Annotated in this window: 12 protein-coding genes and 1 pseudogene; 8 read left to right on the forward strand and 5 right to left on the reverse strand. The window is 59.3% G+C overall.

Going from position 1 to position 11648, the window contains the following annotated elements; translation table 11 throughout:
* The coding region (uspE, locus tag ADK28_RS04515) for a universal stress protein UspE (RefSeq protein WP_048794999.1) at positions 1–554 on the forward strand (554 nt) is incomplete at its 5' end.
* A gap of 55 nt (positions 555–609) precedes the next feature.
* Here uspE and pntB read toward each other — a convergent pair.
* The 3 genes from pntB to ADK28_RS31280 all read right to left on the reverse strand — a co-directional run bounded on the left by pntB (position 610) and on the right by ADK28_RS31280 (position 3963).
* Entirely contained in the window at positions 610–2004 is a 1395-nt protein-coding gene (gene pntB / locus ADK28_RS04520) for a Re/Si-specific NAD(P)(+) transhydrogenase subunit beta (RefSeq protein WP_033640182.1), read from the reverse strand.
* A gap of 10 nt (positions 2005–2014) precedes the next feature.
* Positions 2015–3544, reverse strand: coding sequence for a Re/Si-specific NAD(P)(+) transhydrogenase subunit alpha (gene pntA, locus ADK28_RS04525; protein WP_028128335.1), 1530 nt, complete (start codon positions 3542–3544; stop codon positions 2015–2017).
* A 149-nt stretch (positions 3545–3693) separates the two neighbouring features.
* Positions 3694–3963, reverse strand: coding sequence for a hypothetical protein (locus ADK28_RS31280; RefSeq protein ID WP_152929618.1), 270 nt, complete (start codon positions 3961–3963; stop codon positions 3694–3696).
* 118 nt (positions 3964–4081) lie between these two features.
* Here ADK28_RS31280 and ydgH point away from each other — a divergent pair, with 118 nt between their 5' ends.
* Positions 4082–5032, forward strand: a complete 951-nt coding sequence (gene ydgH / locus ADK28_RS04530; RefSeq protein WP_004938291.1) for a DUF1471 family protein YdgH — start codon at positions 4082–4084, stop codon at positions 5030–5032.
* On the opposite strand, the gene ADK28_RS33295 is transcribed toward ydgH, so the two are convergent.
* Positions 5025–5156: a hypothetical protein gene (locus ADK28_RS33295; protein ID WP_256364569.1), complete on the reverse strand. Its 132-nt coding sequence runs from the start codon at positions 5154–5156 to the stop codon at positions 5025–5027. The genes ydgH and ADK28_RS33295 overlap by 8 nt on opposite strands.
* Before the next feature lie 120 nt (positions 5157–5276).
* Here ADK28_RS33295 and ADK28_RS04535 point away from each other — a divergent pair, with 120 nt between their 5' ends.
* Both ADK28_RS04535 and ADK28_RS04540 read left to right on the forward strand, forming a co-directional pair.
* Positions 5277–6668 (forward strand): amino acid permease, encoded by a 1392-nt coding sequence (locus ADK28_RS04535; RefSeq protein WP_033640180.1) that lies wholly within the window; start codon positions 5277–5279, stop codon positions 6666–6668.
* Between the two features lie 215 nt (positions 6669–6883).
* Positions 6884–7369: a hypothetical protein gene (locus ADK28_RS04540; protein WP_048795000.1), complete on the forward strand. Its 486-nt coding sequence runs from the start codon at positions 6884–6886 to the stop codon at positions 7367–7369.
* A 168-nt stretch (positions 7370–7537) separates the two neighbouring features.
* Here the strand turns inward: ADK28_RS04540 and ADK28_RS04545 are convergent, their stop codons facing one another.
* Positions 7538–7948: a hypothetical protein gene (locus ADK28_RS04545; protein WP_048795001.1), complete on the reverse strand. Its 411-nt coding sequence runs from the start codon at positions 7946–7948 to the stop codon at positions 7538–7540.
* A gap of 184 nt (positions 7949–8132) precedes the next feature.
* Between ADK28_RS04545 and folM the strand changes: the two genes are divergently transcribed.
* From folM to ADK28_RS04565, 4 genes and pseudogenes are all read left to right on the forward strand, one after another.
* A complete protein-coding gene (folM, locus tag ADK28_RS04550; protein ID WP_048795002.1) occupies positions 8133–8855 on the forward strand; it encodes a dihydromonapterin reductase in 723 nt (240 codons plus the stop codon).
* 75 nt (positions 8856–8930) lie between these two features.
* Positions 8931–9656 (forward strand): two-component system response regulator RstA, encoded by a 726-nt coding sequence (gene rstA / locus ADK28_RS04555; RefSeq protein ID WP_048795003.1) that lies wholly within the window; start codon positions 8931–8933, stop codon positions 9654–9656.
* Positions 9653–10957, forward strand: coding sequence for a two-component system sensor histidine kinase RstB (gene rstB / locus ADK28_RS04560; protein ID WP_033640178.1), 1305 nt, complete (start codon positions 9653–9655; stop codon positions 10955–10957). Before rstA ends, rstB begins: the two co-directional genes overlap by 4 nt.
* Positions 10958–10991: 34 nt before the next feature.
* Positions 10992–11648: pseudogene (locus ADK28_RS04565) on the forward strand (carboxypeptidase M32); the annotation flags it as partial.

Below are 11648 nucleotides of genomic sequence, written 5' to 3' on the forward strand. Positions count from 1 at the left end.
AATGCCCTTGCCCGGTGTGGATGGTGAAAGACCAGCCCTGGCCGGAAGGCGGCAAGGCGCTGGTGGCGGTCAACCTGGCCAGCGAGGAACCCTATCACGACCCGCTCAATATCAAACTGGTGCAAGAAACCGTCGAACTGGCGCAAAACGTCAACCAGACCGAGGTTCACCTGGTCGGCGCCTATCCCGTTACCCCGATCAACATCGCCATCGAATTGCCCGACTTCGACCCGAGCGTCTACAACGACGCCATTCGCGGCCAACATCTGATCGCCATGAAGGCGCTGCGGCAGAAATTCTGCATTAAGGAAGAGTTCACCCACGTGGAAAAAGGCCTGCCGGAAGAGGTAATCCCCGATCTGGCCGAACATCTGCAGGCCGGCGTGGTGGTGCTGGGCACCCTGGGCCGCACCGGCATTTCAGCCGCCTTTATCGGCAACACCGCGGAACATGTGATCGATCATCTGAAATGTGACCTGCTGGTGATTAAACCGGAAAACTTCAACTGCCCGATCGAGGCGGATGAAGATGACGAGCATGACGACGAAGATTAACCTTCGCGCATAAAAAACGGGCCGCTAAGCGGCCCGTTTTTTTGGTTGCCCAATTTTACTTCTGCAGCGCCCGCAGAATCGCCTCCACGCTGTCTTTGGCGTCGCCGAACAGCATCTGGGTGTTCTCCTTGAAGAACAGCGGGTTCTGCACGCCGGCGTAGCCGGTGTTCATCGAGCGTTTGAACGCGATTACGTTCTGCGCTTTCCACACTTCCAATACCGGCATGCCGGCGATCGGGCTGCGCGGATCTTCCAGCGCCGCCGGGTTCACCGTGTCGTTGGCGCCGATCACCAGCACGGTGTCGGTATCCGGGAAATCGTCGTTGATTTCATCCATCTCCAGCACCACGTCGTACGGCACCTTCGCCTCCGCCAGCAGCACGTTCATGTGGCCCGGCAAGCGCCCCGCGACCGGGTGAATGCCGAAACGCACCTTCACGCCGCGCGCCCGCAGTTTTTCGGTGATTTCCGCCACCGGATACTGCGCCTGCGCCACCGCCATGCCGTAGCCCGGGGTGATGATCACCGACGTGGAGTTCTTCAACTGCTCGGCCACCTCTTCCGCCGTGGTTTCACGGTATTCGCCCATCTCTTCGGCGTCGCCGGTGGAAGAGCCGTCGCTGCCGAAACCGCCGGCGATCACGCTGATAAACGAACGGTTCATCGCCTTGCACATGATGTAAGACAGTATCGCCCCCGAAGAGCCCACCAGCGCGCCGGTGACGATCAGCAGATCGTTGCTCAGCATGAAGCCCGCCGCGGCCGCCGCCCACCCCGAGTAAGAGTTGAGCATCGACACCACCACCGGCATGTCGGCGCCGCCGATCGAGGCGACCAGATGCCAGCCGAACGCCAGCGCGATCGCCGTCATCAGCAGCAGCGTTACCACCTGCCAGCCCACGCTGTCGGTGCGCACGAACGCCACCAGCAACAGGAACGAGATCACCAGCGCCGCCAGGTTCAGCTTGTGGCGATTCGGCAACATCAGCGGTTTGGAAGAAATGATGCCGCGCAGCTTGCCGAAGGCGACGATCGACCCGGTGAAGGTCACCGCACCGATAAAGACGCCGAGGAATACTTCGGTCAGATGAATATTCGCCATCACCGGCTCCATCGGCGCGCCGTGATCCAGGTAGCTATTGAAACCGACCAGCACCGCCGCCAGGCCAACGAAACTGTGCAGCACCGCCACCAGCTCCGGCATTTCGGTCATCTCGACCTTCTTGGCCAGATAGACGCCGATCGAGCCGCCGATGATCATGGCGATGATGATCCAGCCGACGTTGCCGGAATCCGGCCCCAAGATGGTGGCGATCAGCGCGATCGCCATGCCGGCGACGCCGAACAGGTTGCCCTGCTTCGACGTTTCATGACGCGACAGGCCCGCCAGGCTGAAAATAAACAAAATAGCGGCAACAATGTATGCAGCTGTAACCAATCCTCCAGACATTTGTTACCCCTTAGTTCTTGCGGAACATCTTCAGCATGCGCTGAGTGACGGTGAATCCACCAAAAATGTTGATGCTGGCGATCAGCACGGCGATAAAGGAGAGGAAACTCACCCAGCCGCCATGACCGATCTGCAGCAGCGCACCGACCACGATAATCCCTGAGATCGCGTTGGTGACCGACATCAACGGGGTATGCAGCGCATGGCTGACGTTCCAGACCACGTAGTAACCGACCACGCAGGCCAGCGCAAACACGGTAAAGTGCGACAGGAACTCTTTCGGCGCCGCGTCCGCCAGCCAGCCGAACAGCAGGATCGCCAGAGCCATCAGGCCATACTTCAGCCACGGCGAGGTCGGTTTGGCTTCGGGTTTGGCGGCCGGTGCGGCGGCGGGCGCCGCTTTCGGCTGGGCGGAGACCTGGATCGGCGGCGCCGGCCAGGTGATTTCACCGCTGCGCACCACGGTAACGCCGCGGATCACCGTATCGTCGAAATCGATGTCAATCTCGCCGTTTTTCTCTTTCGACAGCAGCTTCAACAGGTTGACCAGGTTGGTGCCGTACAGCTGCGAAGATTGGGTCGGCAAGCGGCTCGGCAGATCGGTATAGCCGATGATTTTCACGCCGTTGTCGGTCACGGTAATGGTGTCGGCCACGGTCAGTTCGCAGTTGCCGCCGGTTTGCGCCGCCAGATCGACGATCACGCTGCCCGGCTTCATCGACGCCACCATCTCTTTGGTAATGAGCTTCGGCGCCGGTTTGCCCGGGATCAGCGCGGTGGTGACGATGATATCGACCTCCGCCGCCTGTGCGGCGAACAGCGCCATCTCGGCCTTGATAAAGGCTTCGGACATCACTTTGGCGTAGCCATCGCCGCTGCCCGCTTCCTCTTCAAAATCCAGCTCGAGGAATTCCGCGCCCATGCTCTGCACCTGCTCTTTCACCTCCGGGCGGGTGTCGAAGGCGCGCACGATGGCGCCGAGGCTGCCCGCAGCGCCGATCGCCGCCAGGCCGGCCACGCCGGCGCCGATGATCATCACTTTGGCCGGCGGCACTTTGCCGGCGGCGGTGATCTGGCCGGTGAAGAAGCGGCCGAACTCATGCGCCGCTTCGACGATCGCGCGGTAGCCGGCGATGTTGGCCATCGAGCTCAGCGCGTCCATCGACTGGGCGCGCGAGATGCGCGGCACCGAGTCCATCGCCAGCGCGGTGACGTTGCGCGCCGCCAGCTTGGCCATCAATTCGGGGTTTTGCGCCGGCCAGATAAAGCTGACCAGCGTGCTGCCTTCGCGCATCAAGGCGATCTCGTCGTCTTGCGGCGCGTTGACTTTCAGGATCAGATCCGACTGCCACACTTCGTTTTCGTCGACCAGCGCCGCGCCGGCGGCTTCGTAGGCGACGTCCTCAAAACTGGCCAGTTTGCCCGCCCCGCGTTCAATCGCGACGGTAAAACCCAGCTTCAGCAGTTGTTCCACCGTTTTCGGCGTGGCTGCGACCCGGGCTTCATTGGCCAACCGCTCTCTTGGTACACCAATACGCATAATGTTCCCTTCTCACCTGTCTTGGATGATGTTTATTATTTTCCTGCCCATAGCACGGCGCCGCAGGCGGGCGAAGCGTTAACTTGCCCGCACTGATTTCGGACGCCAACTATAACCTACTGAAAATAAGGTCGATGATCCATAATTGCTTACGCATTCAGCCCTGTTTTTACATAAAAACGCCGCGCGTGATATGACAAATCGCAATTTACTGTGAAAAAATCCATACAGAACAGCGCATTCTGCGTGGCAAGAGGTTTACGACCGGCGTAACGATTGATGGCCACGTGCGGCGGAAAAGCATAAAAGTTATCATTTTGTGAATAATTAACATTAATGACACCCAAGCCGTTATTATGGAAACTTATGATGATGGCGCCATCCGTGCGACCCGCGTCACCGTCACCGATTTGTCGCACGGGATAACATAAAATGCTGAGACAGTTTTCAGAATTACATGTAATAATCGACGGCTGAATTACACTTAAACAGTTCAGTACGTTATAAACGTTAATGCGCTAGGCGAAAGGATTTTTTATGAAGCTGAAGACCACGATCATCGCGTCAGCCTTGTTATCACTCACCGCGCTGTCTGCTCATGCGGCGCAAGAGTTAACTCCTGAGAAAGCAGCGGCGCTGAAGCCGTTTGATCGCATCACGATTACCGGCCGCTTCAATGCCATCAATGAAGCCGTCGACGCCGTATCCCGCCGTGCAGACAAACTGGGTGCCGATTCCTTCTATATCCAGGACAGCAACAACAGCAACAACGGCGGCAACTGGCGCGTCACCGCAGACCTTTATCATAAAGATGCGCCAGAAGTGAGCAAAACACCAAAATACCGCGTATTTAACGGCGTGAATGAACTGCCTAAAGAGGAAGCCTACCTGCTGGAGCCTTACGATACCGTGAGCGTCAGCGGCTTCTACCGCAGCCAGCCGGACATCAACGACGCCATCTCCAAAGAAGCGAAGAAAAAAGGCGCTGCATCCTTCTTCATCGTGCGCCAGGTTGACGCCAACTCCGGCGGCAACCAGTTCGTCACCGCCTATATCTATAAGGCCGATGCGCCGAAACGCCGCGTGCAGAGCCCGGACGCCATTCCGGCCGATTCTGACGCCGGCCGCGCCGCGCTGGCCGCCGGCGGCGCCGCAGCCGCGAAAGTCGAAATCCCTGGCGTCGCATCTTCCGGTTCGCCAAGCCGCGAAGTGGGCCGTTTCTTCGAAACCCAGTCCTCTACCGGCCAACGCTATACCGTCACGCTGCCTAACGGCACCAAGATCCAGGAAGTGAACAACGTGACCGCCGCGCAGATGGTGCCGTTCGACTCCGTCACCTTCACCGGCCACTTCAACAGCATGACCGATGTCTCCACCGAAGTGGCGAAACGCGCGGCTGAGAAAGGCGCCAAGTACTACCACGTCACTCGCCAGTGGCAGAACAAGAGCGGCGGCAACCTGACCGTCAGCGCCGATCTGTTCAAATAAAACCCGTTTTTAGGTTTACCATCGGGCAGCCCTTGAGCTGCCCGTTTTTATTGCCGCTTTTTCCATCGCGCGTTGAATAGTTTTTTGTAAATTCCGCATATTCAATCATTGCATCTCTAATCATCCCTCCGTAGAATTTGCGCCAATTTTTAGGGCTATTGTCTATTCGCGCAGTGGTTGTTAATACATTGTTGCAGCCAAGCAGTTCCCTTCCAGTTGTTTATTCTGCGTTCAGGATCCGTCATTGGAAAAAAAACTCGGTCTTACCGCGCTAACCGCTTTGGTGCTCAGCTCGATGCTGGGCGCCGGCGTGTTCAGTCTGCCGCAAAACATGGCGCAGGTCGCCAGCCCCGCCGCGCTGCTGCTGGGTTGGGGGATCACCGGCGTCGGCATTCTGTTTTTAGCATTCGCCATGCTGTTGCTTACGCGTTTGCGTCCGGATCTGGACGGCGGCATCTTCACCTACGCCAAAGAAGGATTCGGCGAACTGGTGGGCTTCTGCTCCGCCTGGGGTTACTGGCTGTGCGCCGTGATCGCCAACGTCTCGTATCTGGTGATCGTGTTCGCGGCGCTGAGCATTTTCACCGATCGCGGCGGCAACGTTATCCTCGGTGACGGCAATACCTGGCAGGCGCTGATCGCCGAATCCGCCCTGCTGTGGATCGTGCACGCGCTGGTGCTGCGCGGCGTGCAAACCGCCGCCAGCATCAATCTGGCGGCCACCCTCGCCAAGCTGTTGCCGCTGGGAATGTTCGCCGTTCTGGCGGCGATCGCCTTTAAAATGGACGTGTTCACACTGGATTTCAACGGCGTCGCCCTCGGCAAACCGGTGTGGGAACAGGTCAAGGACACCATGCTGATCACCCTATGGGTGTTTATCGGCGTGGAGGGCGCGGTGGTGGTTTCCGCTCGCGCCCGCAATAAGAAAGACGTGGGCCGCGCCACTATGCTGGCGGTGCTGTCGGCGCTGGCGGTGTATCTGATGGTCACGCTGCTGTCGCTGGGCGTGGTGCCGCGCAGCGAACTGGCCGAGATGCGCAATCCGTCGATGGCGGTGCTGATGGTAGAACTGATCGGCCCGTGGGGAGACGTGCTCATCGCCGCCGGCCTGATCGTTTCCGTGTGCGGCGCCTACCTGAGCTGGACCATCATGGCGGCGGAAGTGCCGCTGCTGGCCGCGCAGCACGGCGCGTTTCCGCGCGTGTTCGGCAAGCAGAACCGCCATCACGCCCCGTCCTCTTCGCTGTGGCTGACCAACATCGCGGTGCAGCTGGCGCTGGTGCTGATCTGGCTGACCGGCAGCAACTACAACTCGCTGTTGACCATCGCTTCGGAAATGATCCTGGTGCCTTACTTCCTGGTCGGCGCATTTCTGTTCAAGGTGGCTTACCGCCGCCGCGACAAACGCCTGATCTTCGCCGCCACCGGCGCCTGCGTCTATGGCCTGTGGCTGCTGTATGCTTCCGGGCTGATGCACCTGCTGATGTCGGTGCTGCTGTATGCGCCAGGGCTGTTGGTGTTCATGTATGCCCGCCGCGGCCATCGGGATATCAATCTGCTCAATCGCCTGGAAAAAAGCAGCATCTTCTTGCTGCTGGTGGCTACGCTGCCTGCCGGCTGGTTTATGTTGCACTAAAATCGCCTGCCCATGCGGCTGCCCGTCAGCCGCATTTCGTTTCCTCGCCCTTCCTCTTACCCCGCTCCCCATTATTGATCCGTCAGTGGCTCCGCTTGCGATTTCAAATGCAATTAATTATCATTATCATCCAAGCATTAGCGGTAAGACACGAGTGCCCCCGCCGAGAGGCGTCAGGAGGCGGGTTTGGACAGGCTGAAAATGGAAGGCATTTCATGGCTGAAAAACTGCTGCACGCATTACCCTTGTTTGCCGCTTGGGAAGCACTGATCACCAAGGGCAACACGGCATTCAATCAGCGGCGCGATCGCCTGGCGATGATGCACTATCAGCAGGCGCTGGACGTCGCTCAGGCGATCATCGCCGAGAAACCCTGGCTGAATGTGGAATATGCCGCCAGAGTTAACGCACTGAATATTTTCGAGTCTGCCCTGGCCGCGTTGATCGTCACATTCAACAACATTACTCATCTGCGCCTGCGGCAAACGCCCCTCCGCGGCATTGAGCCGCATGTGCATCAGGCTCGGCTCGCCATCGAACAGGTGATGGACGATACCTCGCTGTGCGAACAAATGCAGCAGGCCGCCGAGCGGCACCTGCTGCGCTTTAGAATAGAAACGCTGCAGGTGCTGCGCGAACATCGGCTGCCGGAAACCGGCAGCTGCGCGCCTGCTGGCAACCATTCCGCCACCGTGCATTAAAAACGACACAACGCCCTGAGGAGGGTAATCCGCCAATGAATGAATTGAATGATGGGATGAAGGTTAGACGCCGACCGTGACGCGGCGCGAAATTTCACATTCATGGTTAGGCCATCGCGGTAAGTCAATTGCCTAACCATGAACGGGCGGCCGGGTCGATACACCCGGTCAGCTTTTAGGGGGAATGGTGATGGACATGCGCTCACCCACCAGGGCGATCGCAATGCCTTCCTCGCACTCTTTTTGAATGGCCGCCAGCTGTTGCGCTTCCAGCGCATAGGGCAACTGAATATCAAACGCCGTCAGGCCCTGCTGCTGCGCCAGGTCAATCAGGCGCACGATATTGGTTTCATCGCTGACCTGTGTCGACACCACTTGCAGCGCCAGCTCTTTCAACTGCTCTTTGCGCGTTTGTGACGTGGTCACGCGCGATTTCAACACCATGCCGAAGATCGGCATCACACCATAAATAGCATCAACAAAGCGCCAGTGCTTCCTGCACGATGCGGACAGAAAATCCATATAGTCAAAACAGATTTTCTCACTGCGCGCGATGGATGCAAGGTGATTGCTGTTCATCCCCTCATTCCTCTCATGGCCAGTGTTAACCCGTGGTCTTTCAAGCCGCCGCCGGGCGGCAACCTGAAACGCATTGGGGATCTTACATCCAGAAATGGATAATCATGCGAAGCTTTAACGACTTTCCGCCGTATGATGGCATAATTCCCCTATTGTTTGCCAGTCTGTCCAGGAGCTTTAATCAATGGAACACCCCAACTCTGCCCCGGTGCTGATTACCGGCGGCGCGCGGCGCATCGGGCTGGCGTTCGCCAGAGCGTTTCTCCAGCGCGGCGTTCCCGTCATCATTGCCTATCGCAGCGAATATCCGGCGATGACCGAGTTGAAAGCCTTGGGCGCCAGTTGCATTCAGGGCGATTTTTCCACGCACGAAGGCATCTACCGTTTCGCCGACCAGGTGCGGCAGGTGGCGCCCAAATTGCGCGCAGTGATCCACAACGCCAGCGCCTGGCAGGCCGAGTCGGCGGAAGTGCCGCCGGAGCAAGTGATGGCGGCGATGCTGCAAATTCACGTCTATACGCCCTATTTGCTCAACCAACTGCTCGAATCTTGCCTGACCGGCCAGGGCCAGGCAGGCGCGGACATTATCCATCTGACCGACTACGTGGTGGAAAAAGGCAGCGACAAACATATCGCCTACGCCGCCAGCAAGGCCGCGCTGGACAATATGACCCGCTCGTTCGCCCGCAAGCTGGCGCCGGAGGTGAAGGTCAACGCCATCGCGCCGGCGCTGATCATCTTCAATCCGGGCGACGATGAAGCCTACCGCCAACAAGCGCTGGCGAAATCGCTGATGAAGGTCGCGCCGGGCGAAAGCGAAGTGGTCAATCTGGTGAACTACCTGCTGGAGAGCCGTTACGTGACCGGCCGCACCCACGGCGTCGACGGCGGGCGGCCGCTGCGCTGAGGCAAAGATCCGCATGGCGCTTCGCTGTGGGCCGCGCTATGCTGAAATCCGCTTTTCTTATTAAAACACGGGCATATGCATAAAATTGTTTTTGTGGAAGACGATCCTGAAGTCGGCAAACTGATCGCCGCCTATCTGGGCAAACACGACATCGAGGTGCTGATCGAACCGCGCGGCGACAGCGCGCAGGCGCGCATCGAGCGCGAGCAACCCGATTTGGTGCTGCTGGACATCATGCTGCCCGGCAAAGACGGCATGACGCTGTGCCGCGATCTGCGCCCTACCTTCCCCGGCCCGATCGTGCTGCTCACCTCGCTCGACAGCGACATGAACCATATTCTGTCGCTGGAGATGGGCGCCAACGACTATATCCTGAAAACCACGCCGCCGGCGGTGTTGCTGGCCCGCCTGCGTTTGCACCTGCGCCAACACAACCAGCAGCCAAAAGAAGAGTCGGTTCAGCCGCTCACCCAGCATAACGCGCTGCATTTTGGGCTATTGTGCATCGATCCGGTCAACCGGCAGGTCACGCTGGGCGAAGAGACGATCACCCTGTCCACCTCGGATTTCGATTTGTTGTGGGAACTGGCGACCCACGCCGGGCAGATCATGGATCGCGAGGCGTTGCTGCAAAACCTGCGCGGCGTGAGCTACGACGGTATGGACCGCAGTATCGACGTGGCGATCTCCCGCCTGCGCCGCAAGCTGTACGACAACGCGCTGGAGCCGTTCCGCATCAAGACCGTGCGCAATAAAGGTTATCTGTTCGCCCCTAATGCCTGGGCATCGGTGCAACAATGAGAAAACTTTTCGTCCAGTTCTTCCTGTTGCTGTTCGTCTGTTTTCTGGTGATGGCGATGCTGGTTGGCCTGGTGTACAAGGTGACCGCCGAGCGCGCCGGCCGCCAGTCGATGGACGATCTGATGAAAAGTTCGCTGTACCTGATGCGCAGCGAGCTGCGCGAAATCCCGCTGAAGGACTGGAACAAGACCATCGCCACGCTGGATCTCAACCTGTCGTTCAAACTGCATATCGAACCGCTCGGCAAACAGGAGCTGAGCGAGGATCTGAAAAAACGGCTGCGGCTGGGGGAAATCATCGCCCTCGACGATCAGTACACCTTTATGCAGCGCATTCCGCGCAGCCACTACGTGTTGGTGGTCGGCCCCATTCCTTATCTGTTCTATCTGCACCAGATGCGCCTGCTGGATCTGGTATTGCTGGTGTTTATCGGCATGTCGCTGGCGCTGCCGGTGTTTCTGTGGATGCGGCCGCACTGGCAAGATCTGCTGAAGCTGGAAAACGCCGCCCAGCGACTCGGCGCCGGGCACCTGGATGAACGCACCCACTTCGATCCCACCTCCAGCCTGAGCCGGCTCGGCGTGGCGTTCAACCAGATGGCCGACAGCGTCAACACCCTGATCGCCAGCAAGAAACAGCTGATCGACGGCATCGCGCACGAGCTGCGCACGCCGCTGGTGCGCCTGCGTTACCGGCTCGAAATGAGCGATAACCTGTCCGAAAGCGAGCAGCAGGCGTTGAACCGCGATATCGGCCAGCTGGAGTCGCTGATCGACGAGCTGCTGACCTATGCCCGTTTGGATCGCCCGCAGGTTGCGTTAAACATTGAACCCATCGATCTGCCAAAATGGCTCGAGGACAAGGTCGATGATATCCGTCTTATTCATCAGGAACGCGACATCCAGCTCGATATCCCGCACGTCGGCGACTTCGGCGGCGTCGATCTGCGCCTGATGGAGCGCGTGCTCGACAACCTGGTCAACAACGCGCTGCGCTACTCCGAACAGCGTCTGCGCGTCGGCCTGTGGTTTGACGGCGACCTCGCCTGCTTGCAGGTCGAGGATGACGGGCCAGGTATCCCGCCGGAAGAGCGCGAGCGGGTGTTTGAACCTTTCGTCCGTCTCGACCCCAGCCGCGATCGCGCTACCGGCGGCTGCGGGTTGGGGCTGGCCATCGTCCATTCCATCGCCGTCGCCTACCAGGGGCAGGTGTTCGTCGAAGGCAGTTCGCTCGGCGGCGCCAGTTTCCGTTTCTGCTGGCCGGTAAAGCCGACATTCAGTTTAAAAGCCGATCTGGCGTAATGCCGCCAGACCTTCTCATTGGAGCCGAATAATAATGACATCTGCACATTCCAACACGTCTGCTTACGATCACCTGCGCGCCCTGTTCAGCCGGTTGTCGCGTTTCGGCCACCTGTCCGCCATCGCCGGTTGGGACATGCAAACCATGATGCCGCCGGGCGGCAGCAAGGCACGTTCCGAGGCGCTGGCTGAGCTGAGCGTGCTGCAGCACCAGATTTTAACGGCGGAAAGCACCGGCGCGCTGTTGGATCGCGCGCAGCAAGAGACGCTGGACGAGATCGACCGCGCCAACCTGCGCGAAATGCGCCGCCAGTATGAAGACGCCGTGCTGCTGCCGGCCTCGCTGGTCGAAGCCAAGTCGCTGGCCGGCGCGCGCTGCGAACACGCCTGGCGCGCCCAACGCCCGGCCAACGATTGGGACGGCTTCGCCGAGAATCTGCACGAGGTGGTCAAGCTCAGTCGGGAAGAGGCGCAGATCCGCGCGCAGGCGGCCGGCACCAGCCGTTACGACGCCCTGCTTAACCTGTATGAACCGGGCATGCGCAGCAGCGATCTCGACCGCATCTTCGGCGATCTGAAAACCTGGCTGCCGGATCTGTTGCAGCGCGTGGTGGCCAAACAGGCTAATGAGCCCTGCCAGGCGCCACAAGGTCCATTCAATGTGGACACCCAGCGTCAGCTGAGCCTGAGC

The organism is Serratia sp. 506_PEND (genome assembly GCF_001076875.1).
GTDB classification, from domain to species: domain Bacteria; phylum Pseudomonadota; class Gammaproteobacteria; order Enterobacterales; family Enterobacteriaceae; genus Serratia; species Serratia marcescens.